This window comes from Streptomyces sp. NPDC088817 (assembly GCF_044750345.1).
Classification (GTDB): domain Bacteria; phylum Actinomycetota; class Actinomycetes; order Streptomycetales; family Streptomycetaceae; genus Streptomyces.
The window spans coordinates 357,632-381,230 of sequence record NZ_JBIVJN010000007.1 but is presented as its reverse complement, the minus strand read 5'-3'; the positions used below and the strand labels follow the sequence as shown (position 1 = coordinate 381,230).

Below are 23,599 nucleotides of genomic sequence, written 5' to 3'. Positions count from 1 at the left end.
CACGTCGGAAAGGGCAGGGCATGACGATCAAGGACATCCCGGAGGAGTGGGAGATCCGGGCCACCAAGACCCCGTTCGTCGGCGGCAAGACCTCCGTCCGCACCGACGACGTGGTCATGCCCGACGGCTCCGTGGTCACCCGCGACTACCAGGTGCACCCGGGCTCCGTGGCCGTCCTCGCTCTCGACGAGGAGGACCGGGTGCTGCTGATCCGCCAGTACCGCCACCCGGTGCGGCAGCGGCTGTGGGAGATCCCGGCGGGCCTGCTCGACGTGCCCGGCGAGAACCCGCTGCACGCCGCCCAGCGCGAGCTGTACGAGGAGGCCCACGTCAAGGCCGAGGACTGGCGGGTGCTGACCGACGTCTACACCACCCCCGGCGGCTGCGACGAGTCCGTGCGGATCTTCCTCGCCCGGGGCCTGTCCGAGGCGGTCGGCGAGCGCTTCGCGGCGGAGCACGAGGAGACCGACATGGAGCACGCGCGGATGCCGGTGGACGAACTGGTGCGGGGCGTGCTCGCGGGCGAACTGCACAACAACTGCCTGGTGGTGGGCGTCCTGTCGCTGGTCGCCGCGCGCCGGGGCGACGGACTGGACGCGCTGCGCCCGGCCGAGGCGCCCTGGCCGGCGCGCCCCTTCGCGTCCTGAACGCACCACCGATCCCCGCGGTGTGACCATCGCCTGATCCGATCGGGCGACGTGTCCGCCGTGCTCCGCACAGTACGTCGCAGAGCGTGAACTAGGCTCTGGAAGCGCCCGGCCCGGAGTCCCGGCGGGCTTGCACGTGCGGTGGGACGGGAGTGTGGCCCGTGACGGATCAGGCGGTGGACGCAGGCGGCGTGGACCTGTCCGGCGGGGATCCCTTCCCCGCTGCCGCGAAAAGTCTTTTCCTGGGCCGTGCAAGGGAGTTGAAGGAGCTACGGGCCGACATCGAGCGGACCGGCCTCGACACCCTGGCCGGCCGCAAGGCACCTCGCGCGCGCGTCCTGCTGATCGCGGGCAGGCCCGGCTCCGGCCGTACGGCACTCGCCGAGGAACTGGTGGAGCAGGTCGCGCAGCGTTACCCCGGCGGTGTGCTGCGCGCCAGGCTCACCGAGCCCGACGGCACCCCCGTGCCGGTCGAGGCCCTCGCCCGCGACCTGCTCACCGTCCTCGGTCTGCCGACCCCGCCCGGCGCCGCCGAGGACGACCTGACCGGGATCCTGCGCACCGCGCTCGCCGAGCGCCGGGCACTGCTCCTGCTCGACGACGCGGCCGGCGCGGACCAGGTCGACGCGCTGCTGCCGGAGAACGCCGACTGCCTCCTCGTCGCCGTCTCCCGAGGTCCGCTCACCGGGATCGCCGACGTCCGCCCGTGCACCCTGGGCGGCCTGGACACCAAGTCCGGTGTGGAACTGCTGGCGCAACGCATCGACCCGGTGCGCATCACCGTCGACCCGCGGGCCGCCGAGAGCCTCGTCGAGGTCTGCCAGGGCCAGCCCGCCGCCCTGGCCCTGGCCGGCGGCTGGCTCGCCGCCCACCCCCAGGCGGCCGTCGCCGACCTCGCCAAGCAGCTGCGCGCCGACCCCGACGACGGTTCCGCCCTCGGCCGGGTGCTGCGGTTCGTGCACGGCACCCTGTCCGGTACGGCCGCCCGGCTGCTGCGGCTGCTCTCCCTCGCCCCGGCCGGTGACGTCGACCCGCAGACCGCCTCGGCGCTCGCCGGCTGCTCGGTCGAGGCCGCCCGCGGTCTCCTCGACGACTTCGCCGACCTCGGGGTGCTGCGCGCCGTCCCCTCGTCGCTGCCGTGCTACGAGGTCCCCGGCTGCCTGCACCCGCTGCTGGCGGAGCTCGCCGAGCGCCAGGACCGCCCCGCCGAGCTGCGGCTCGCCCGGGCCCGGATGCTGGAGCGGACCGTGCGGCTGCTCCAGTCCTGCCGGGCGATCACCGAGACCGACAGCCCCGAGACCAGGGAGAAGGTCAAGAGCCTGCCCGCCGGGCTGCGCTTCGCCACGCCGCGGGCCGCCGAGAGGTGGCTGCGCGCCCGCAGGCCCGCCCTGCTCGCCGCGGCCCGGCTCGCCGTCGCCGACGGCGAGCTGGACACCCTGGCCCGCCGTCTGATGTCCCAGCTCGTGCGGGCCATGGTGGCGCACATCGGCACCCAGGCCGCGGCCGCCGACCTCTACGGCATCCACCGGCTCGTCCTGGACGTGGCCGAGCGGCGCGGACTGCCCCGGGAGAAGGCCGCCGCCCTGCTGAACCTCGCCGACCTGGACGCCCGCACCGGGCGCACGGCCGCGGCACTGGTCCGCTACCGGGCCGCGCTGGACGCAGGACGGGAGGCCGAGGACCCGTACGCCATCAGCCGCGCCATGGAATCCGTAGGCAGCTCCCACCAGGAGCTCGGGGACTACGACCGGGCCGCCGACTGGTTCGGCCGGGCCCTGGCGCAGCGGCTGGCGCGCGAGGAGCGCGAGGACGCCGCCCGGCTCTACGGCCGCATCGCCGCCGCGCACACCTACACGGGCCGCTACGGCGAGGCGCTGCGCAACTGGCGGGCCGCCGCCGCCGTGCACCGCAAGAGCGGCGATGTCGCCGCCCACGCGCGGGCGTTGAGCGAGCTGGCGCGCGTCCAGGAGTACGCCGGGCGGCCCGAGGAGTGCCTGCGCACCTGCCAGGAGGCGGTCGAGTGGGCCCGCCGCGCCGAGGACGTGCGGCTCCAGGCGGCGCTCCAGTTGCGGCTCGCCGACTCGCTGGAGCGGCTGGGCGACGCGAGCACGGCGGCCCTGCACCGCCGGGCGGCCCGGCGACTGCTCGACGCCGAAGTCGAAGAGGTCCCTGCGGCCGAGGAGGGCGGCCCGGAGGGCCCCTTGACGGAAGAAGGCGCCAATGCCTGCGAAATCCGCAGTGCATCCACTGAAGATTGATGCAATGAAAGGCTAGACAGAGGGAAAGCCTTCATTAGACTGGTTCTGCCGCTCGTTCTCCTGCGGTGTCGCCTGGTATGCCTTCGCATGCCGGAATACGTCTGCAATTGCCCCACATTCTCTGAGCCAAGGACCGTGATCGACGTGAAGGTCGGCATCCCCCGCGAAGTCAAGAACAACGAGTTCCGGGTGGCCATCACCCCCGCAGGCGTGCACGAGCTCGTGCGTAACGGCCACCAGGTCGTCGTCGAGCGGAACGCGGGTGTCGGCTCCTCGATCCCGGACGAGGAGTACGTGGCCGCCGGTGCGCAGATCCTCGAGACCGCGGACGAGGTCTGGGCCGCCGCCGACATGGTGCTGAAGGTCAAGGAGCCCATCGCCGAGGAGTACCACCGCCTCCGCAAGGACCAGATCCTCTTCACCTACCTGCACCTGGCCGCCTCCAAGGAGTGCACGGACGCCCTGCTGGAGTCCGGCACCACGGCGATCGCCTACGAGACCGTCGAGCTCCCCAACCGCGCGCTGCCGCTGCTCGCCCCGATGTCCGAGGTCGCGGGCCGCCTCGCGCCGCAGGTCGGCGCCTACCACCTGATGCGCGCCGCGGGCGGCCGCGGTGTGCTGCCGGGCGGCGTCCCGGGCGTGCCCGCCGGTGAGGCGGTCGTCATCGGCGGTGGCGTCTCCGGCTGGAACGCCGCGCAGATCGCCATCGGTCTGGGCTTCCACGTGACCCTGCTCGACAAGGACATCAACAAGCTCAAGGAGGCGGACCGGATCTTCGGCACGAAGATCAAGACCGTCGTCTCCAACGCCTTCGAGCTGGAGAAGGCCTGCCTGGAGGCCGACCTCGTCGTCGGCGCCGTGCTCGTCCCGGGCGCCAAGGCCCCGAAGCTGGTCAGCAACGAGCTGGTGTCCCGGATGAAGGCCGGGAGTGTCCTTGTCGACATCGCGATCGACCAGGGCGGCTGCTTCGAGGACTCCCACCCGACCACGCACGCCGACCCGACCTTCAGGGTCCACGAGTCGGTGTTCTACTGCGTCGCCAACATGCCGGGCGCGGTGCCCAACACCTCGACCTACGCGCTGACCAACGCCACGCTGCCGTACATCGTCGAACTCGCCAACCGCGGCTGGGTCGAGGCGCTGCGCCGTGACGCGGCGCTGGCCAAGGGCCTCAACACCCACGAGGGCAAGGTCGTTTACCGCGAGGTCGCGGAGGCCCACGGCCTGGAGCACGTCGCGCTGGAGTCCCTGCTCGGCTGAGCGGGTCGCCAAGTCGCCAAGGCATGAAAGGCGATACGTCAACTCGTGTCGTCAACCTCGCACGGCCGGCCGGACCTTGTCCCACAAGGTCCGGCCGGATGTGTGTATGGTCACTTCGCCGCACTCGGTCAACTCGCCTCGAACGCAACCATTCGACCGATTCACGCACCGGTGAAACCTGCCGTGCGACGCTCGTACGCCCTTGACAGAGGGATGTTCCATTACCGACACATCGGGCCGGGTCCGGCGGATTGTGTTGCTGCGGACCGCCGACACGCCATAGAGTCGCCAAACGTCGGCATGGTGCCACGCTGACCTGTCTAGAAGTCCCCTGGTCGCCAAGGAGGTAAGACGACTTGTGAATGAGTCGACATTTTCTCCCGGGGGTGGTCAACCAGGAATGCCTGCGCCGGGCCAGGGCCCCACGCGGCTCGAGGCTGTCGGCTCCGTCGCTGTGCGCACCTTCGCAGCCCACCAGAGTCACCGGACAACAGGAGTGACTCAGCCAGCACCCCCAAGCATGGATGGCCATCACGTGAACGCCATGGCCGGCGACGGAAGTGGCGCGCCCCACAACCACTTCGCCGACTACGACGAACTGCCCGACGGGCACTTCTACGACCCCGACGCCGAGTACGAGCCCGACCCCGAGTACGCGGCCACGCTCGCGCCCGACGCGGCCCGCCAGCGCCGTGAGCGCATCGGCCCGACCGGACGCCCGCTGCCGTACTTCCCGATCCCGGGTCCGCTGACCGACCACGGCCCCGCGAAGATCATCGCGATGTGCAACCAGAAGGGCGGCGTCGGCAAGACCACGTCGACCATCAACCTGGGTGCCGCGCTCGCGGAGTACGGCCGCCGTGTCCTGCTCGTGGACTTCGACCCGCAGGGCGCGCTGTCGGTGGGTCTCGGCGTCAACCCCATGGAGCTCGACCTCACCGTCTACAACCTGCTCATGGAGCGGGGCATGTCCGCGGACGAGGTCCTGCTGAAGACGGCGGTCCCCAACATGGACCTGCTGCCCAGCAACATCGACCTGTCGGCCGCCGAGGTCCAGCTGGTGAGCGAGGTCGCGCGCGAGTCGACGCTCCAGCGCGCCCTGAAGCCGCTGATGGACGACTACGACTACATCGTCATCGACTGCCAGCCCTCGCTCGGCCTGCTCACCGTCAACGCCCTCACGGCCGCGCACAAGGTGATCGTGCCGCTGGAGTGCGAGTTCTTCGCGCTGCGCGGTGTGGCCCTGCTGACCGAGACCATCGAGAAGGTCCAGGAGCGCCTCAACCCGGAGCTGGAACTCGACGGGATCCTGGCCACGATGTACGACTCGCGCACCGTGCACAGCCGCGAGGTGCTGGCACGTGTCGTCGAGGCGTTCGACGACCACGTGTACCACACGGTCATCGGACGCACGGTCCGCTTCCCGGAGACCACGGTCGCCGGTGAGCCGATCACCACGTACGCCTCCAACTCCGTCGGTGCCGCCGCCTACCGCCAGCTCGCCAGGGAGGTGCTCGCCCGGTGTCACGCCGAGTGAGTCTGCCGGGGGCCGACGAACTGTTCCGTACGACAGGGGGAATGGCGCTCCAGCCGTCCACTCCCCGACGCCAGGCAGGCGGCGAGGCCCGGGTGCCCGCCCCCGCGGGCGAGAGCGACCCGACCGCCGCGGCCGAGGACGCGCCGCAGTCGGTGCCCGCGCAGGGCGGCGACGGCGAGGGCGCGGAGCACGTGGCGGTGGAGGCGGGGCCGACGGACACGGGCGAGTCCCGCAGCCGGTCCACGACCGCGGAGCGCCCCGCGCGGCGTTCGGCGGCGCCGCAGGAAGGTTCTGCCCCCTCGGCCGAGCAGCCGCGCAAGCGGGGCCGCAGCGCGGCACGCCGGCCGAGCGGCCGCGAACGGCACGACGAGAAGATCACCGTGTACGTGTCCGCCGAGGAGCTCATGGACCTCGAACACGCCCGTCTGGTGCTCCGCGGTGAGCACGGACTCGCCGTGGACCGGGGGCGCATCGTCCGCGAGGCGGTCGCCGTGGTGCTGGCCGACCTGGAGGCCCGGGGCGAGGCAAGCATCCTGGTACGGCGGCTGCGCGGGCGTTAGCCGTCCGGGCGGGCCGTAGGCGGTAGCCTGCGACGGCCATGACCTCGAACGACGCTCCCACCCCCACCGGCCGACGGCGCGCCCTGGGCCGCGGCCCGGGAACGGCGACCGCCTCCCCGGCCCACCCCTCCGCACCGCCGCCGCCCCAGGACGAGCGTCCCGAACCGCCGGACGCGCCCGCGGCACCCCCGCCCGCACCCGGGGCCGCCGAGGAGCCTGTCGAGCCTTCGGCCGAACTCCCCGCGGACGCCCCGGCGGGGCCGGCCACCGGGCAGCCCGCCGAGCCGGAGGCCGACGACGGGGTGTTCAAGGTCCGGCTGGCGAACTTCGAGGGGCCGTTCGACCTGCTCCTGCAGCTCATCTCGAAGCACAGGCTCGATGTCACCGAGGTGGCCCTGTCCAAGGTCACCGACGAGTTCATGGCGCACATCCGGGCCATGGGGCCCGACTGGGACCTGGACCAGACGACCGAGTTCCTGGTCGTGGCCGCCACCCTGCTCGACCTCAAGGCGGCCCGGCTGCTGCCCGCCGCCGAGGTGGAGGACGAGGCCGACCTCGCCCTGCTGGAGGCCAGGGACCTGCTGTTCGCACGGCTGCTCCAGTACCGCGCGTACAAGCAGATCGCCGACATCTTCAGCCGGCGGCTGGACCAGGAGGGCCGGCGCCACCCCCGCACCGTGGGGCTGGAACCCCACCACGCCGAGCTGCTGCCCGAGGTCGTCATCAGCATCGGCGCGGCCCGCTTCGCCGAACTCGCCGTCAAGGCGATGCAGCCCAGGCCCGAGCCGCAGGTGTACGTCGACCACATTCACGCGCCGCTGGTCAGCGTGCGGGAGCAGGCCGGGATCGTGATCGCGCGGCTGCGGGAGCTCGGTCAGGCCGGCTTCCGTGAGCTGGTGGCGGACACCGACGACACGCTCACCGTCGTGGCCCGCTTCCTCGCCCTGCTCGAGCTGTACCGCGAGAAGGCCGTGGCCCTGGACCAGGAGACCGCGCTCGGCGAGCTGACCGTGCGCTGGACCGGCGGCGACGGGGAGGAGACGCCCAGGGTGACGGACGAGTTCGACCGTCCGCCCGAGGCGCCGGAGGAGTCCGAGGAGCCCAAGGAGGAGATGAAGGCGTGAGCGAGGAGACCACCGAACCGTCCGCGGGCCCGGCGACCGTCGCCGGCCTCGACCTGAAGCCCGCCCTGGAGGCCGTCCTCATGGTCGTGGACGAGCCCGCGACCGAGGAGCACCTGGCGAAGATCCTCCAGCGGCCCCGCCGGCAGATCGCGGACGCGCTGCGCGAACTGGCCGACGAGTACACCGTCCAGGGGCGCGGCTTCGAGCTGCGGCTGATCGCCGGCGGCTGGCGCTTCTACACCCGCCCCGAGTACGCGGCCGCCGTCGAGGGCTTCGTCCTCGACGGCCAGCAGGCCCGGCTCACCCAGGCCGCCCTGGAGACCCTCGCCGTGGTCGCCTACCGCCAGCCGGTCAGCCGCAGCCGCGTCTCGGCCGTCCGCGGAGTCAACTGCGACGGCGTCATGCGCACCCTGCTCCAGCGCGGTCTGGTCGAGGAGGCGGGCGCGGAACCCGAAACAGGTGCGATCCTGTACAGGACGACGAACTACTTCCTGGAGCGGATGGGCCTGCGCGGTCTGGACGAACTCCCGGAGCTCGCGCCCTTCCTCCCGGAGGCGGAGGCGATCGAGGCCGAGACCCAGGAGGGCGTACCGTCGTTCGACCCGGACGCTCCCGATGACGCGCCGGGCGCAGACGGCGACCACACGACGAAGACGACGACGGAACTTTGATGCGAAGCAGCGGCAGCGGCAGGAACGGCGGGCGCGGCGACTACCGCGGTGCCGGCGACAACAGGGACGAGCGGCAGGGGCAGGGCCGCCCCCGCAAGCCCCGACCCGAGGAGCGCCGCTACGACGTCGGCCCCGGCGCGACGAAGGACGGCCCGAAGGCCGGGCGGGGCGGATCCGCGCGCGGCGGCGCCAAGGGCGGCCCCAGGCAGGCCCAGCAGGGCGGCCGTACGGCTCCGGCCCGCTCCCGCGAGTACGAGACGCGGATGGAGGAGCGCAACCGCGACCGGTACGCCGGCAAGAAGGACGTCAAGCTGCCCAAGACGTTCCCGGGTGCCGAGCAGGAGGGCGAGCGGCTGCAGAAGGTGCTCGCCCGCGCGGGGTACGGTTCGCGGCGCGCCTGCGAGGAGCTGATCGAGCAGGCCCGGGTCGAGGTCAACGGCGAGATCGTCCTGGAGCAGGGCCGCCGGGTCGACCCGGAGAAGGACGAGGTCAAGGTCGACGGACTGACCGTGGCCACGCAGTCGTACCAGTTCTTCTCGCTGAACAAGCCCGCCGGTGTGGTCTCCACCATGGAGGACCCGGAGGGCCGTCAGTGCCTCGGTGACTACGTCACCAACCGTGAGACGCGCCTCTTCCACGTCGGCCGGCTCGACACCGAGACCGAGGGCGTGATCCTGCTCACCAACCACGGCGAGCTGGCGCACCGGCTGACCCACCCGAAGTACGGCGTGCGCAAGACCTATCTCGCGCACATCGTCGGCCCCATCCCGCGGGACCTGGGCAAGAAGCTCAAGGACGGCATCCAGCTGGACGACGGCTACGCGCGCGCGGACCACTTCCGGGTGGTCGAGCAGACCGGCAAGAACTACCTCGTGGAGGTCACCCTCCACGAGGGCCGCAAGCACATCGTGCGCCGGATGCTGGCCGAGGCGGGCTTCCCGGTCGACAAGCTGGTCCGTACCGGCTTCGGACCCATCACGCTGGGCGACCAGAAGTCCGGCTGGCTCCGCCGCCTGTCGAACACCGAGGTCGGCATGCTGATGAACGAGGTCGACCTCTAGACCCTTCGGGTCTTCACGGCCCTCGAGGCCCCGGACGGCTCGGCCGCCGTCCCGGCAGGCCGACGCGTGGCGGACACGGCGCAGAAAGTCCGCCACGCGTCGGTGATCGGGCTCCGCGGAAAACTCCGCGGAAGGCGGGGAGCGGGTGCGACGAACACGTGCCCGGGACGGGCCGTCACACCAGGTGGACGGAGTTTCCCTCGATCTTGATCTGCTTGGTGGGGAGCGGGGAGATCGCCGGGCCGTGGGCCACCGAGCCGTCGGCGACCCGGAACCTGCTGCCGTGGCACGGGCAGTCGATCGTGCCGGCGGCGACCCTGTTCACCGTGCAGCCCTGGTGCGTGCAGATCGCCGAGAAGGCCTTGAACTCGCCCTTCTTCGGCTGGGTGACCACGACCTTCTGCTCCGCGAAGACCTTGCCCCCGCCCACCGGGATGTCCGCCGTGCTCGCCAGCTCGGGCCCGGCGGCGGTTCCCTCCCCGGTCCGGGTGGTCGTCGGCGGGTGGGACGTCTCAGAGGTGGGCGACGCCTCCGAGGGGGAGGTCTTCTCGGGGGGAGACGTCGTTTCCGTGGCGGGTGAGGCCTCCGACTTGCCGCCGGCGGTGGTGCCGCAGCCCGCCGCCACGAGCGCCACCGCACTCGTGGCGAGCACCGCGCGCCGCGTAGAGCCCTGGGTCATGTCATCACTCCGGGGGGTTCCGGGGGAGGGGAAGAGCTCCGAGCGGAGCAGCAGCATTTTCGCACCGAACACCATGAAGTCGAAGCAAATCGGGGCAGTACTCGATAAACCACCCGTTTCCCCCGTCGTCTCAGCGGGCGGGCGCCGCCCACCCGTCCCATGCGGTCTGACTAGGCTGGATGCCCGAGACCCGATTCACCTCAGCAAGGAGCAGAGCCGTGGCGGTACGAGCGGTCCGGGGAGCCGTCCAACTCGAACGGGACGAGGCCGGCCACATGGACGAGCAGGTGGGGGCGCTGCTCACCGCCGTTCTGGAGAGGAACGGCCTGACCGCCGACGACCTGATCAGCATCTGGTTCACGGCCACCCCCGATCTGCACAGCGACTTCCCGGCCGCCGCGGCCCGCAAGCTCGGCATCGTCGACGTACCGCTGATCTGCGCCCAGGAACTGGACATCGCGGGCGCCCTGCCCCGCGTGGTCCGCGTCCTCGCGCACATCGAGTCCGACCGGCCGCGCGCCGAGATCGCGCACGTCTACCTCGGTGCGGCGGCCGCCCTGCGCAAGGACATCGCCCAGTGAGAAACGCACTCGTCATCGGTACCGGGCTGATCGGCACCTCCGCCGCCCTGGCCCTCGCCCGGCGCGGGGTGGTCGTGCACCTCGTCGATCACGACCCGGAGCAGGCCCGCACGGCGGCGGCGCTCGGCGCCGGCACGGACGCGGCCCCGGACGGCCCGGTCGACCTCGCCGTCGTCGCCGCGCCGCCCGCGCACGTGGCGGGAGTGCTCGCGGACGCCATGCGCCGGGGCGCGGCCCGCGGCTACCTGGACGTGGCCAGCGTCAAGGGCGGCCCGCGCCGCGAGCTGGAGTCGATGGGCCTCGACCTGTCCGGCTACATCGGCACGCACCCCATGTCGGGCCGCGAGAAGTCGGGTCCGCTGGCGGCGACCGCCGACCTCTTCGAGGGCCGCCCCTGGGTGCTCACCCCCACCCGGGGCACCGACACCGAGGTCCTCAACCTCGCCCTTGAGCTCGTCTCGCACTGCCGGGCGGTCCCGGTCGTCATGGACGCCGACGCCCACGACCGTGCCGTGGCCCTCGTCTCCCACATGCCCCACCTGGTCTCCAGCCTGGTCGCCGCGCGCCTGAAGAACGCGGAGGAGACGGCCGTACGGCTGTGCGGGCAGGGCATCAGGGACGTGACCCGGATCGCGGCCTCCGACCCGGGGATGTGGATCGACATCCTCTCCGCCAACCCGGGACCGGTCGCCGACCTGCTCTCCGACATCTCCCTCGACCTGGAGGAGGCCGTGCAGGCCCTGCGCGCCCTCCAGTCCTCCGACGAGGCCAAGCGCCGCGAGGGCGCCGCCGGTATCGAGGACGTGCTGCGGCGGGGCAACGCGGGCCAGGTCAGGGTCCCCGGCAAGCACGGGTCCGCGCCGCGGGTGTACGAGATCGTCGCGGTCCTCATCGACGACCAGCCGGGACAGCTGGCCCGCATCTTCGCGGACGCGGGGCTGGCCGGGGTCAACATCGAGGACGTGCGCATCGAGCACGCCACCGGGCAGCAGGCCGGTCTGGTGCAGCTCATGGTCGAGCCGAAGGCGGCGTCGGTCCTCGCCTCGGCCCTGCGGGAGCGGGGCTGGTCCATCCGCCAGTAAGAGGGCGTCCGGGAAGCCAGTAACCTTGTGCGGGGCGCCCTCGCGTCCCGCACACCACCCACCACCCTTCACCAGGAAGGTGCTCCGCTGTGGAAATCGGCGCCGCCCGGACCGCCCTGCCCGTGATCGTCGCCATCGACGGCCCCTCCGGCACGGGCAAGTCGAGCACATCGAAGGCCGTGGCCACGCAGCTCGGTCTGAGCTACCTGGACACCGGCGCCCAGTACCGGGCGATCACCTGGTGGATGGTGACCAACGGGATCGACATAGAGGACCCCACCGCGATCGCGGCGGTGGCCGGCAAGCCCGAGATCGTCTCCGGCATGGACCCCGCCCACCCGACGATCACCGTCGACGGCGTGGACGTGGCCGGTCCGATCCGCACCCAGGAGGTCACCGCCAAGGTCAGCGCGGTCAGCGCCGTACCGGAGGTGCGGAGCCGGATCACCGAGCTCCAGCGCTCGCTGGCCACGTCCGCCGAGACCGGGATCGTCGTCGAGGGCCGTGACATCGGCACCACCGTGCTGCCCGACGCGGACCTGAAGATCTTCCTCACCGCCTCCCCCGAGGCCCGCGCCGCCCGGCGCAGCGGCGAGCTCAAGGGCGTCGACGTCCACGCCACCCGCGAGGCCCTGATCAAGCGGGACGCGGCCGACTCCAGCCGCAAGACCTCCCCGCTGGCCAAGGCCGGCGACGCGGTCGAGGTGGACACCACCGAGCTGACACTGGCACAGGTCGTCGAGTGCGTGGTCACCCTCGTCGAGGAGAAGCGGGCCGCGAAGTGAGCCGTCCGCCGGAGCCCGCGGCGGGCCCTCCGTCGGAGCGCGGCGCGGACGTCGGCCGGCGGATCGGCGTCGGGCTGATGTACGGGCTGTGGCGCCCGCGGGTGCTGGGTGCCTGGAAGGTGCCCGCCACCGGCCCGGTGATCCTCGCGGTCAACCACGCGCACAACGTCGACGGCCCGATGGTCATGGGCGTGGCACCCCGGCCGGTGCACTTCCTGATCAAGAAGGAGGCGTTCGTCGGCCCGCTCGGCTCCTTCCTGACCGGCATCGGCCAGCTCCAGGTGGACCGGCACTCCGCGGACCGTTCGGCGATCACGCGGGCGCTCGGCGTCCTGAAGCAGGGCGGCGTCCTCGGGATCTTCCCCGAGGGCACCCGGGGCGACGGCGACTTCGCCTCGCTGCGGGCCGGGCTCGCCTACTTCGCGGTCCGCAGCGGCGCCCCGATCGTCCCGGTGGCCGTGCTGGGAAGTTCCGAGCGGCGCGGACGGTTGATAAAGGGACTGCCTCCGCTGCGCCACCGGGTCGACGTCGTCTTCGGCGAACCGTTCGAAGCCGGCGACGACGGCGGACGGCGTACGCGACGGGCCCTGGACGAGGCCACCGAGCGCATCCAGAAGCAGCTCACCGACCACCTGGAAAACGCCAGGCGCCTGACCGGGCGCCAGAGCGACACTTGAGTAGTGGCTCACCGCGAACCGGCGGTGGTTCACCGATCACCACGATGAACGACGAGGTACGGACTTCATGAACGACGACATCCAGCCCGACGGCTCGGCAGAGCACGAGTACGAGCACGGGGCGCTCGGCGACGCCGAGTACGCGGAGTTCATGGAGCTCGCCGCGGTCGAGGGCTTCGACATCGAGGACGTCGAGGGCGCCATCGAGGCCGCCGGACACGGCCCGCTGCCCGTCCTCGCCGTCGTCGGCCGCCCCAATGTCGGCAAGTCGACTCTGGTGAACCGCATCATCGGCCGCCGCGAGGCGGTCGTCGAGGACAAGCCGGGCGTCACCCGCGACCGCGTCACCTACGAGGCCGAGTGGGCGGGCCGCCGCTTCAAGGTCGTCGACACCGGCGGCTGGGAGCAGGACGTCCTCGGCATCGACGCCTCCGTGGCCGCGCAGGCCGAGTACGCCATCGAGGCCGCCGACGCGGTGGTCTTCGTCGTCGACGCCAAGGTCGGCGCCACCGACACCGACGAGGCCGTCGTGCGGCTCCTGCGCAAGGCGGGCAAGCCCGTCGTGCTGTGCGCCAACAAGGTCGACGGCCAGAGCGGCGAGGCGGACGCCACGTACCTGTGGTCGCTCGGCCTCGGCGAGCCGCACCCGGTCTCGGCCCTGCACGGCCGCGGCACCGGCGACATGCTGGACCGCGTCCTGGAGGCGCTGCCCGAGGCGCCGCGCGAGACGTTCGGCGGCGGCGGTATCGGCGGCCCGCGCCGGGTGGCCCTGATCGGCCGCCCGAACGTCGGCAAGTCCTCGCTGCTGAACAAGGTGGCGGGCGAGGAGCGCGTCGTCGTCAACGAACTGGCCGGCACCACCCGCGACCCAGTCGACGAGCTGATCGAACTGGGCGGAAAGACCTGGAAGTTCGTCGACACCGCCGGCATCCGCAAGCGTGTCCACCTCCAGCAGGGCGCCGACTACTACGCCTCGCTGCGCACCGCGGCCGCCGTCGAGAAGGCCGAGGTCGCCGTCATCCTGGTCGACGCCTCCGAGTCCATCTCGGTGCAGGACCAGCGGATCATCACCATGGCCGTGGAGGCGGGCCGCGCGCTCGTCATCGCCTACAACAAGTGGGACACCCTCGACGAGGAGCGCCGCTACTACCTGGAGCGGGAGATCGAGACCGAGCTCGCGCAGGTCACATGGGCCCCGCGCGTCAACGTCTCGGCGCAGACCGGGCGGCACGTGGAGAAGCTGGTCCCGGCGATCGAGACGGCGCTGGCGGGCTGGGAGACCCGGGTGCCGACCGGCCGTCTGAACGCCTTCCTCGGCGAGCTGGTCGCCGCCCACCCGCACCCGATCCGGGGCGGCAAGCAGCCGCGCATCCTGTTCGGCACCCAGGCCGGCACCAAGCCGCCGCGGTTCGTGCTGTTCGCCTCCGGGTTCATCGAGGCCGGCTACCGGCGGTTCATCGAGCGTCGGCTGCGCGAGGAGTTCGGCTTCGAGGGCACGCCGATCCACATCTCGGTGCGGGTGCGCGAGAAGCGCGGCGCGAAGAAGAAGTAGCGGTGACGGCGAAGGGGCGGCCCCGGACAGGGGCCGCCCCTTCGCCGTCCGCGGATCAGATTCCGCGGCGCGGCGCGGGCGGCAGGGCCGCCGGGACGTGGTGCATCCCGGTGTCCTGCCGCCCGATCGTCCCGACCCGCTGCCACTGCGGCTGCTGCCGGCCCGTGACATGGCGGGTGCTGTAGGCCCCCAGGCTGTAGGCGCCGTACACGGTGGAGCCCGTGTGGTGCGGCAGGTTCCCGAAAGCTACGAAGCCCAGATCCTCCTCGCCGCTGCGGTCGCCCGGCAGGGTCCGGTAGGACTTGACGAACTCGGCGTAGAGCGCGTCGTAGATCGGCGTGGCCGAGGGGCCGCCGTGATGATCCTGAGGCGCCCGCGGCGGGGGCACCTCCCTGCCCGAGCGAAGCCGGGAGCCCGGGGGAGGGACCGGCGGATAGGGCTGGCGGCGGGGAACGTCATATGCGTGCACGTATCTCCAAACGACCCCGAACCGGAAGGGATGCGGCTCAGGTCCCGGCGAGCGGCAGGGTCGCCGCGACCAGCCGCCCGCTCGCCGCTGCCTTGTCCAGCGCGTCCCGCAGCAGGTCCTCCCGCGGCTGGCGGCCGATGGACCCGGCCGGCGCGGCGAACATGATCACCTGCTGGTGCTTGTTGGCGGCCGCCCGCCAGCCGTCGGTGACCTGGAGCGGCTGGTGCGCCTGCCACCAGGCCACCGGCTGGCCGCCGCCCGCCTGGGGCTGGAGGACGGCGTGCAGCTGGCCCGCGGCGAGCAGCACCGACCAGCCGTGCAGCACCGGTGGCACGGCGGCGAGTTCGGTCATCGGGACGTAGCCCTGCTCGACGAGCAGCGGCAGGAACTCGTCGGCGGCGCCCATCGAGCCCGGACGCACGATGGGCGCGGTCGGCTCGACGACCAGGGCGGGATGCAACTCCCCGGTGATCAGGACGAGTCCGCTGGTCACCCCGAGCACGGCCTGCTCGGGCACCGCCGTCTGCGGCACGGCCTGCTGGGCCGTGGACCACTGGGGCGGGGCCTGCTCCGGCACCCTGCCGGAGGGGTTCGTGTCCGCGTGGATGGAGCGGACCGCACCCCGCAGCTGGTCCTCGGTGACCTGGACGACCTGCGAGGGCAGGCAGGTGGCGTGGGCGAAGGCGAGGACGGCGGTCTCGTCCCCGACGAACAGGACAGTGCTGGTGCGCTCCTGTTCGGAGTCGCCGGGAGTGCGGCAGGACGTGCAGTCGTAACTGCCCGGGGCGTTCTGTCCGGCGAGCAGCCGGTCGGCCTCTTCGTCGCCGATCTCGGCGCGTACGGCGTCACTGACGTCGAGCATGCGCGGCACGGGTGGCTCCCTCGGGATGCGGTACGTGGCGGAGCCGGGTGGCTCCCGGCCCATGAGCCGGGAGGGACCCGGCTCATGAAGAAGACAACGGGCGATCTGTGGCGGGAGTCACGCCCTCCGGCGAACGGAATCGAACCATCCCGTGCGGAGGGTGACGTCACGTGCGGAACCCGGCACTCACGGTCAACTCCCCCCAAGTTCAGGGGGGTTGGGCCGGTGAAGTGAGTCACAGATCACCGGTGCGGGTGGTCGAAAAATCAGGAAATCAGCGAATGAAGTGGGTGACCGAAAAAAGCCGCTACTGCCGGTAACGCTGAACTGGCCTGGCAGAACGGGCCGTTGGTTGCTCCGGACTCCGCACGCTCCTTACATTCCTCAGCCGTGTGCAACGAGCACCGCTCGGGAACGTCCGCCGACCGCACCGGGCCGAGTACGACTCGGCCCGGCCTCGTGCGGCGGACGGGGCGAGCGCGCCGACCGCGTCCATGCGCGGCGGGCGTGTCCGCCCTGGGGGACCCCGGGTGTGTTTCGAGAGGGATCCACATGTCCGAATGTGCCGACAAGAGCCACGACACCATGCGCGACAACGCCCGTAGGGCACGGACGACGGCGGCTCTCGCCGGGGCGGCGCTGCTCGCCCCGATCGGGCTGCTGGCAGCCACCGGCAACGCCCACGCGGCGGACGGCGGCGTGTGGGACCGCATCGCCCGGTGCGAGAGCGGCGGCAACTGGCACATCAACACCGGCAACGGCTACTACGGCGGGCTCCAGTTCGCCGCCGGCACCTGGCGGGCCTACGGCGGCACGGCCTACGCGCCCACCGCCGACCAGGCCTCCAGGGAGCAGCAGATCGCCGTCGCCACCAGGGTCCAGCAGGCCCAGGGCTGGGGGGCGTGGCCGGTCTGCTCGGCCAGGGCCGGGGCGTACGGCGGCGCACCCGCTGCCGGATCGGGTACGGAAAGGACCGTGACCGAGGGATCGGCGCACAGCACACGGAAGTCGGTGAACAAGCCGGTCCAGGAGGGCGACCGGTCAGGGACACGGAACGCGGTCCCGCCGCGCCGGCCGTCGACGGCGCCGGCGCGCGAGGCGGGCCACACCAACCGCAGTGCCTCCCGGGGCGAGTACACCGTGCGCGCGGGGGACACGCTGAGCGGAATCGCCGCCCGGTACGGAACCACCTGGCAGCGGCTGCACGCCGCCAACAGGTCCGTCATCGGTGACGATCCCGACCTGATCATGCCCGGCCAGCGCCTCGACATCTGAGCCGCTCCGGTTCGCACCACGGGCACCAGGCCCCGTCCGGTCCACCGACCGGGCGGGGTCTTCCGCCGTCCGGCGAGGCACCCGATCCGGCGGCGGCATGGCCGAATTCCTGTGCCGTGCCGACTCCCTGTCACGGCCGCGGATTCCGAATGCGCGGCGGTGCCGGGGAGGTCGTGGACCGCTTCCCGCGACGCATTCGGCGGGGCTTTTCCCGGTGCCGCACCGGCTGCCTGGAATTGCGTGCGGACGGCTGCGGAAGACCGGTGGAACCGCCCGTACGTGTGACGCAGTGAGACCGCTTCGGACGGTGGGGCCTGTGACAGAAACGTGACAGGAAGGACACGAGTCATCCAAGTGACCCGTGTGTACGGGGCGGGCTTCCCCCGCGGCGGTCCGGCACCTAGCGTGGCGGTATGGCACCGAATCCCACTCCGCCCGCGGAACCCCAGGACAACCCCGACGCCTACGTCGGCCTCGAGGCCGGACAGGCCGAACGGCTCGCACGCGAACGGGGCTGGAGCACGGTGCGGTCACTGCCGCCGGGCGCGATCATCACCATGGAATACCGGTTCGGGCGGATGAACTTCGAGGTCAGGGACGGCCACGTGGCACGGGCCTGGAAGGGCTGAACCGCCGCGGGCGCTCCCGGACCCCACGGCGGTCCTTCGTCAACTGCCCGTCAGGGGGCGGGCCGCCGAGGCCGTGTTGCGCGTGACGCGCTCGGGGTGCGGCGGTCTGCGGCTGCCGGCCGGGGTGACCGGCGGGCGCTCCGAGCGGCTCGTGTACCGGCCCTGGGCGAGGTGGGCCGGCGTCCGGGGCGCGCGTCCCGCGCCGACCGTCCCGTGGGCCGCCGGGGTCTCCTCCGCGGCCGAGGCGCGCGGGGTGAGCACGACGGGGGCGCCGACCGGTGCGGCGGGCGCGGGCACCGGTGCCCGGCGGCCGCGACGGGCGCGCCAGCGGTCGCGCAGGTCGAACAGGGCGACCTCGGTCCGGGCGATCAGCGGCTCGAACCACGGCAGCGCCAGCAGGATCAACAGCCCCGCGGCCCAGCCGAGGAGCACGTCGCTCAGCCAGTGCGTACCCAGGTAGACCGTGGTCAGGCCGACGCCGAGCGCCGTCACTGCGGACAGTGCCGACAGCCAGCGGCGCGCCCTCGGGGTGGAGGCCAGATAGGCCAGGATGCCCCAGGTCACCACGGCGTTGGCGGTGTGGCCGCTGGGGAATATATCGCCGCCCAGGCCCATCTCGTTGGAGCCGATGACGGTCGCGTAGTGCGGTCCCAGCCGTCCCATGCCGATCTTCGCGGCGCCGACCGTGGCGTTGAGCAGCAGCAGCGAGGCGGCGAGGGTCAGCAGCGGGCGCAGCGTGTGCTGCCGCCAGGAGCGCCAGCCCAGCCACGCGCAGACCATCACGGCGGTGGGGCCGCGCTGGCCGAGCACTACGTAGTAGTCGAGGAACGCGTGGATCTGAGGCCACTGCTGGTACGGCCGGAAGAACATGACCTGCCAGTCGAGCCGGACCAGCCACGAGGTGGTGATCACGGCCCAGACGATCGCCAGGTAGAAGGCCAGGGTCGCCGAGAGGAGCACGAACCGGTGGCGGCTCATTCGCGGCATGTCGATGTGCGCCGGCCGTTGCGGCTCACGGTCCAGCCTGGCGAACACCCGGTCCAGGCGGGTGAGGGTTCGTTCGGTACGCACCCAATCGACGTTACAGCGAGTGAGGTGTGTTCCCTGACGAAGCACGTGATTTGTGATGACCACGTGATGTGGGATTGCTCTCAACGGGGCTTTATATCCACGGAATCCGCAATCACGAACGAACCCGTCCCGCATTTCCTTTGATCATTCCGGCGGACGTTTATGCGGCGCTTATGAATGCGTCGACCGTACGCCCGGATGGAAATTCCGCGCGCCCTCGGCGGGACGAGGGACCGGTCACGGGGGACCGGAGCCGTTCAGCCAGAACGCCCCGTAGACCGCCGAGGCCACCGCGACGCCGCCCACGATCGGCGCCGCCCGGGCCACGCGCGTCCGGGCGAGCGCCGACGCGAGCGGCAGCAGCAGCGGGAAGGCGGGCAGCAGCAGTCGAGGCTTGGAGCCGAAATAGCTCGACGCGCACAGGGCGAGCGCGGTCACCACTCCCGAGTACACCAGCAGCGCGAGCGGCTGCCTCTGCCGTACGCCGACGACGTACAGCCCGATCACCGCGGCGACCCCGGCGATCAGTCCGATCCCGGCGAGGGCCGAGGGGAAGGACGTGAACTTGTCGGCGACGAAGCGGGCGAAGGCGTACCCGCCGTCGAAGCCGTTGCGCCAGCCGGCCTGGACGTCGAGATAGCCGAAGGGGCCCTTGCCGGTGCGGTGGCCGACCCACAGGACGTATCCGGCGGCGCCGAGCGGGGCGAGGGCCATGCCGAGCAGACGGCGGGCGGTGGCGTGCCCCGCGGCGGCCGGGGCGTGTCCCGTCTCCCGTGCGCCGTCCGCCGCCGTCGCGCTCCGGTCTCCCACGAACGAGGCAAGCGCCGCCGTCCACACCGCGGCGACCACCGCGAGACCCACCGGCCGGGTCAGCCCCGCCATCAGGGCGAGGGCGCCAGCCGTCACCCAGCGGCCGGTGAGCACCGCGTACAGCGCCCAGGCGGCGAGCGCCGTGAACAGCGACTCGCTGTAGGCCATCGACTGCACGATCCCGACCGGCAGCACCGCCCACAGCAGCGCCGCGGCGACACCGGCCTCGCGGCCGCAGACGTGGTCGGCCACCGCGAAGATCCCCCAGGCCGCGGCGAGCGAGGCGAACAGGCTGACGGCGAAGCCCGCGTCGGCGTACGACAGCGGGCCCACCGCCGCGAGCGGCCGCTCCAGCCAGGGGAGGAGCGGGAAGAACGCCAGGTCGGAGTGGACGTCCCCGTTCGGCAGGAGTGTCTCGTGGCCGTAGCCGCCCGCGGCCACCCCGGCGTACCAGAGCGAGTCCCAGCGGGCGGTCAGCAGCGTGTACCAGCTCTTGCCACGCTCGGCACTCCACAGCGCGAGGGCGACCAGGCCCAGCGCGCGCACGGCGGCGTACCCGAGCAGAGCCGGGGCGGCCCGGCGCAGGGCCCCGGCACGTACCACTGCCACGTGCGTCGCAAGATCGCTCACGGACTCGATTATCGGCGCTGCCGGAAACCGGAGCCGCCACCGGGGCCCGCCGGCAGGCCGCTCACCAGGCACGCGTCAAGGGCCCACGGACAAGCGGAGTGGCGTACGCCACACGGGTTGGCCGCGTGCACTGAGAGGTGGGCCACGCCTCATCCGGGCGAATGAGCGTACGCTGACGTGTCACTCGCACGTCGTCGTGCAGGTCGGGGGCCACCGCTCCGCTCCGGCCGAGCCGCGGGAAGTCCCCGTCCCGCGGACCGTCGAACGCGAGGGTTCATCTGGGAGGTACGTACATGTCCGGGACGACCGCGGCCGCCGAGCGGCTGCGCCGTCGGACGGCCGGGGCCGGTGCCAACCGCTGGGTCGTCCTGGTCGTCCTCTGCGTCAGCCTGCTGCTGGTGGCGGTGGACGCGACCGTGCTGCACGTGGCGGTGCCCGCGGTCACCGAGGACCTCAGGCCCGGCGCCATCGAACTGCTCTGGATCGTCGACACCTACCCCCTCGTCTGCGCCTCGCTGCTGATCCTGTTCGGCACCCTGGGCGACCGGGTGGGCCGCAGACGGATCCTGCTGCTGGGCTACGCCCTCTTCGGCATCGCCTCCGCCGTGGCGGCCTTCGCCCCCAACCCCCAGATGCTGATCTTCGCGCGGGCGCTGCTCGGCGTCGGCGGCGCCATGATCATGCCGGCCACGCTGTCGCTCCTGCGGCAGGTCTTCCCGGACCGGCGCGAACGGGCGCTGGCGATCGGGATCTGGAGCGCGGTCGCCGCGGTGGGCGCGGCGGTCGGGCCGCTGCTCGGCGGCTTCCTGCTCGAACACTTCTGGTGGGGTTCGGTCTTCCTCGTCAACATTCCGCTGATGCTGATCAGCCTGCCGGTGGGCAGGCTGCTGCTGCCCGAGTCGACCGGCGACCGTGACGGGCCCTGGGACGTCGTCGGCGCGTTGACGGCGGCGGCCGGACTGTTCGGTGTGGTGCTGGGCGTGAAGCGGCTCGGCGGCGGTGAGACGGCTCTGAGCGCGCTCACCGTGGGACCGCTGGTGGTCGGCGCGGTGCTGCTGGTGACCTTCGTACGACGGCAGCGGCGGCGGACCCATCCGCTGGTGGACCTCAGGATGTTCGCCCGCCCGGCGTTCAGCACGTCGGTGGGCTGCATCGTCCTGGCCATGCTGGCGCTGGTCGGCCTCGAACTGATCGCGGCGCAGTACCTGCAACTGGTCCTCGGTCTCTCGCCGCTCGCCACGGGGCTGCGGCTGCTGCCGCTGACGTTCGCCGCGATGGCGGCCGGACTGGCCGGAGCGCGGATGCTGCGGCGGTTCGGGCCGCGGCGGATGGTGTGCTTCGGATTCTGCGTGACCGCCGCCGCGGTGGTGCTGCTCACGGCGATGGGCGGCCGGGACAACCCCGGGCTGCTCCTCGCCGGCTTCGCGCTGCTCGGCTTCGGCCTGGAGATGACGCTGTTCGGGGCGTACGAGTCGATGCTGAGCGAGTCGCCGGCCGCGCAGGCGGGCGGCGCGGCGGCGATCGGGGAGACGTCGTACCAGCTGGGCGCGGGGATGGGTATCGCCCTGCTGGGCACGGTGATGAACGCGGCCTACGCGCCCGCGCTCGCCGATGTGCCGGGGGTGCCCGCGAAGGCGTCCGGCGCGGCGGCGAACTCGCTGGGGGAGGCCTACGGGGTCGCCGACCGGCTCGGCGGGCCGGTCGGGGCGGCGCTGCGGCGGGCGGCCCGGGACGCCTTCGTGCACGGGCTGCATGTGACGCTGCTGGTGAGCGCGGGGCTGTTGCTGCTGGGAGCGGTGATGGCGCTGCGGCTGCCGCGGGTGATGCACTGCGAGGAGCCCCCGGTCGAACTGCCCGCGCAGCGGGAGGCCGAGCGGCCCCGCGTCTCGGCGTGAGCGCCCTTCCTCTCCCGCACGGCGGTGCCGCGGCGGGCAAAGGAGCAGGCTGGACGTGGGCGGTTCCGCGTCGTAACGTCGGGCCGGAGTCGCCCAACTAGTGCCGCGGCAGGCAACGTTTGCCCGTGAAGGAGCGGCGTCCGGTGCGTGCTCTTGGGGTCCCCCCTGCTCGAAGAGCTTGGGGGAGTGCCGGGCGTCGCGACGGGGCGAACGTTGCCTGTCGGGGCACTAGCAGTGCTAGTTGAAGTTGCCGTCGCCGGAGGGTGTCCGCATGTCCTCGCAGTCCCCGTTGCCCTCGTTGCCCTCGTTCGACCCCGCCGATCCGCTCGGCATCGACGACCTGCTGGAGCCGGAGGACCTCGCCGTCCGCGACACCATGCGGCAGTGGGCGGCCGACCGCGTTCTGCCGCATGTCGCCGAGTGGTACGAGAAGGGCGAGCTGCCCGTCATCCGGGAACTCTCCCGCGAGCTCGGGAGCATCGGCGCTCTCGGCATGTCCCTGACCGGTTACGGCTGCGCCGGCGCCACCGCCGTCCAGTACGGGCTCGCCTGCCTTGAGCTGGAGGCCGCCGACTCCGGCATCCGGTCCCTGGTCTCGGTGCAGGGCTCGCTCGCCATGTACGCCATCCACCGGTTCGGGAGCGAGGAGCAGAAGCAGCGGTGGCTGCCTTCCATGGCGGCCGGCGAGGTGATCGGCTGCTTCGGGCTCACCGAGCCCGACCACGGCTCCGACCCCGCCTCCATGCGCACCCACGCCAAGCGCGACGGCACCGACTGGATCCTCAACGGCCGCAAGATGTGGATCACCAACGGCTCCGTGGCCGGTGTCGCCGTCGTCTGGGCGCGGACCGAGGACGGCATCCGCGGCTTCCTGGTGCCGGCCGGCACCCCCGGGTTCTCCGCCCCGGAGATCAAGCACAAGTGGTCGCTGCGGGCGAGCGTCACCAGCGAGCTGGTCCTGGACGACGTGAGGCTGCCCGCCGACGCCGTACTGCCGGAGGCCACCGGTCTTCGCGGACCGCTCGGTTGTCTGTCGCACGCCCGTTACGGCATCGTCTGGGGCGCCATGGGCGCGGCCCGCTCCAGCTTCGAGGCCGCCCTCGACTACGCGGTCTCGCGCGAGCAGTTCGGCAGGCCCATCGGCGGCTTCCAGCTCACCCAGGCCAAACTCGCCGACATGGCGGTCGAACTGCACAAGGGGATTCTGCTCGCCCACCACCTGGGGCGGCGCCTGGACGCCGGCCGCCTGCGGCCCGAGCAGGTCAGCTTCGGCAAGCTCAACAACGTGCGCGAGGCGATCGAGATCTGCCGTACGGCGCGGACGATTCTCGGCGCCAACGGGATCTCCCTGGAATACCCGGTGATGCGGCACGCGACCAACCTCGAGTCGGTGCTCACCTACGAGGGCACCGTCGAGATGCACCAGCTCGTGCTGGGCAAGGCGCTCACCGGTCTCGACGCGTTCCGGTGAGCCCCGGACGGGG

The 23,599-nt window shown here is 72.3% G+C and carries 22 protein-coding genes; 17 read left to right on the top strand and 5 right to left on the bottom strand.

Features of this window, described 5'->3' with window-relative positions:
• Positions 1–20 precede the first annotated feature (20 nt).
• The 8 genes from ACIP4X_RS16265 (at position 21) to ACIP4X_RS16230 (ending at position 9,118) form a co-directional block, all read left to right on the top strand.
• Positions 21–647, top strand: coding sequence for an NUDIX hydrolase (locus ACIP4X_RS16265; protein WP_358735418.1), 627 nt, complete (start codon positions 21–23; stop codon positions 645–647).
• Positions 648–808: 161 nt separating this feature from the next.
• The gene (locus tag ACIP4X_RS16260; RefSeq protein ID WP_401348816.1) at positions 809–2,905 is read left to right on the top strand and encodes a tetratricopeptide repeat protein; all 2,097 of its coding nucleotides are present in this window, start codon (positions 809–811) and stop codon (positions 2,903–2,905) included.
• Between the two features lie 135 nt (positions 2,906–3,040).
• Entirely contained in the window at positions 3,041–4,165 is a 1,125-nt protein-coding gene (gene ald / locus ACIP4X_RS16255; RefSeq protein WP_358735415.1) for an alanine dehydrogenase, read from the top strand.
• Between the two features lie 400 nt (positions 4,166–4,565).
• The gene (locus ACIP4X_RS16250; protein WP_100567648.1) at positions 4,566–5,702 is read left to right on the top strand and encodes a ParA family protein; all 1,137 of its coding nucleotides are present in this window, start codon (positions 4,566–4,568) and stop codon (positions 5,700–5,702) included.
• Positions 5,687–6,262: a hypothetical protein gene (locus ACIP4X_RS16245; RefSeq protein ID WP_358735412.1), complete on the top strand. Its 576-nt coding sequence runs from the start codon at positions 5,687–5,689 to the stop codon at positions 6,260–6,262. The genes ACIP4X_RS16250 and ACIP4X_RS16245 overlap by 16 nt, the downstream gene beginning before the upstream one ends.
• A gap of 38 nt (positions 6,263–6,300) precedes the next feature.
• The gene (locus ACIP4X_RS16240; RefSeq protein WP_358735411.1) at positions 6,301–7,386 is read left to right on the top strand and encodes a segregation/condensation protein A; all 1,086 of its coding nucleotides are present in this window, start codon (positions 6,301–6,303) and stop codon (positions 7,384–7,386) included.
• Positions 7,383–8,057, top strand: a complete 675-nt coding sequence (gene scpB, locus ACIP4X_RS16235; RefSeq protein ID WP_358735410.1) for an SMC-Scp complex subunit ScpB — start codon at positions 7,383–7,385, stop codon at positions 8,055–8,057. The genes ACIP4X_RS16240 and scpB overlap by 4 nt, the downstream gene beginning before the upstream one ends.
• A complete protein-coding gene (locus ACIP4X_RS16230; protein ID WP_358735408.1) occupies positions 8,057–9,118 on the top strand; it encodes a pseudouridine synthase in 1,062 nt (353 codons plus the stop codon). The genes scpB and ACIP4X_RS16230 overlap by 1 nt, the downstream gene beginning before the upstream one ends.
• A 175-nt stretch (positions 9,119–9,293) precedes the next feature.
• On the opposite strand, the gene ACIP4X_RS16225 is transcribed toward ACIP4X_RS16230, so the two are convergent.
• Positions 9,294–9,797 (bottom strand): Rieske 2Fe-2S domain-containing protein, encoded by a 504-nt coding sequence (locus ACIP4X_RS16225; protein ID WP_358735407.1) that lies wholly within the window; start codon positions 9,795–9,797, stop codon positions 9,294–9,296.
• 218 nt (positions 9,798–10,015) lie between these two features.
• Here ACIP4X_RS16225 and aroH point away from each other — a divergent pair, with 218 nt between their 5' ends.
• From aroH to der, 5 genes are all read left to right on the top strand, one after another.
• Complete coding sequence (aroH, locus tag ACIP4X_RS16220) at positions 10,016–10,378, top strand: chorismate mutase (RefSeq protein WP_358735406.1); 363 nt, start codon at positions 10,016–10,018, stop codon at positions 10,376–10,378.
• Positions 10,375–11,460: a prephenate dehydrogenase gene (locus ACIP4X_RS16215; RefSeq protein ID WP_358735405.1), complete on the top strand. Its 1,086-nt coding sequence runs from the start codon at positions 10,375–10,377 to the stop codon at positions 11,458–11,460. Before aroH ends, ACIP4X_RS16215 begins: the two co-directional genes overlap by 4 nt.
• Before the next feature lie 89 nt (positions 11,461–11,549).
• Positions 11,550–12,245: a (d)CMP kinase gene (cmk, locus tag ACIP4X_RS16210; RefSeq protein ID WP_391456312.1), complete on the top strand. Its 696-nt coding sequence runs from the start codon at positions 11,550–11,552 to the stop codon at positions 12,243–12,245.
• 77 nt (positions 12,246–12,322) lie between these two features.
• A complete protein-coding gene (locus tag ACIP4X_RS16205) occupies positions 12,323–12,922 on the top strand; it encodes a lysophospholipid acyltransferase family protein (RefSeq protein ID WP_358735446.1) in 600 nt (199 codons plus the stop codon).
• A 67-nt stretch (positions 12,923–12,989) separates the two neighbouring features.
• The gene (gene der, locus ACIP4X_RS16200; RefSeq protein ID WP_358735401.1) at positions 12,990–14,474 is read left to right on the top strand and encodes a ribosome biogenesis GTPase Der; all 1,485 of its coding nucleotides are present in this window, start codon (positions 12,990–12,992) and stop codon (positions 14,472–14,474) included.
• Positions 14,475–14,529: 55 nt separating this feature from the next.
• On the opposite strand, the gene ACIP4X_RS16195 is transcribed toward der, so the two are convergent.
• Together ACIP4X_RS16195 and ACIP4X_RS16190 are read right to left on the bottom strand one after the other, a co-directional pair.
• Positions 14,530–14,943, bottom strand: a complete 414-nt coding sequence (locus ACIP4X_RS16195) for a hypothetical protein (protein ID WP_358735399.1) — start codon at positions 14,941–14,943, stop codon at positions 14,530–14,532.
• Between the two features lie 37 nt (positions 14,944–14,980).
• Positions 14,981–15,814: a hypothetical protein gene (locus ACIP4X_RS16190; RefSeq protein WP_358735397.1), complete on the bottom strand. Its 834-nt coding sequence runs from the start codon at positions 15,812–15,814 to the stop codon at positions 14,981–14,983.
• Positions 15,815–16,357: 543 nt separating this feature from the next.
• On the opposite strand from ACIP4X_RS16190, the gene ACIP4X_RS16185 reads away from it, so the two are divergent.
• Both ACIP4X_RS16185 and ACIP4X_RS16180 read left to right on the top strand, forming a co-directional pair.
• Positions 16,358–17,080 carry a transglycosylase family protein gene (locus ACIP4X_RS16185; RefSeq protein WP_358735395.1) on the top strand — a complete coding sequence of 241 codons (723 nt, stop codon included), beginning with the start codon at positions 16,358–16,360 and terminating at the stop codon, positions 17,078–17,080.
• A gap of 413 nt (positions 17,081–17,493) precedes the next feature.
• Positions 17,494–17,709 (top strand): I78 family peptidase inhibitor, encoded by a 216-nt coding sequence (locus tag ACIP4X_RS16180; RefSeq protein ID WP_358735393.1) that lies wholly within the window; start codon positions 17,494–17,496, stop codon positions 17,707–17,709.
• Positions 17,710–17,748: 39 nt separating this feature from the next.
• Here ACIP4X_RS16180 and ACIP4X_RS16175 read toward each other — a convergent pair whose 3' ends face one another.
• Both ACIP4X_RS16175 and ACIP4X_RS16170 read right to left on the bottom strand, forming a co-directional pair.
• Entirely contained in the window at positions 17,749–18,780 is a 1,032-nt protein-coding gene (locus ACIP4X_RS16175) for a phosphatase PAP2 family protein (RefSeq protein WP_358735392.1), read from the bottom strand.
• A 237-nt stretch (positions 18,781–19,017) separates the two neighbouring features.
• Complete coding sequence (locus ACIP4X_RS16170) at positions 19,018–20,220, bottom strand: hypothetical protein (RefSeq protein WP_358735390.1); 1,203 nt, start codon at positions 20,218–20,220, stop codon at positions 19,018–19,020.
• A gap of 293 nt (positions 20,221–20,513) precedes the next feature.
• Between ACIP4X_RS16170 and ACIP4X_RS16165 the strand changes: the two genes are divergently transcribed.
• Both ACIP4X_RS16165 and ACIP4X_RS16160 read left to right on the top strand, forming a co-directional pair.
• On the top strand, positions 20,514–22,115 hold the full coding sequence (locus tag ACIP4X_RS16165; RefSeq protein WP_358735389.1) for an MFS transporter: 1,602 nt from the start codon (positions 20,514–20,516) through the stop codon (positions 22,113–22,115).
• Between the two features lie 271 nt (positions 22,116–22,386).
• Positions 22,387–23,586, top strand: coding sequence for an acyl-CoA dehydrogenase family protein (locus tag ACIP4X_RS16160; RefSeq protein ID WP_358735387.1), 1,200 nt, complete (start codon positions 22,387–22,389; stop codon positions 23,584–23,586).
• Positions 23,587–23,599: the final 13 nt, after the last annotated feature.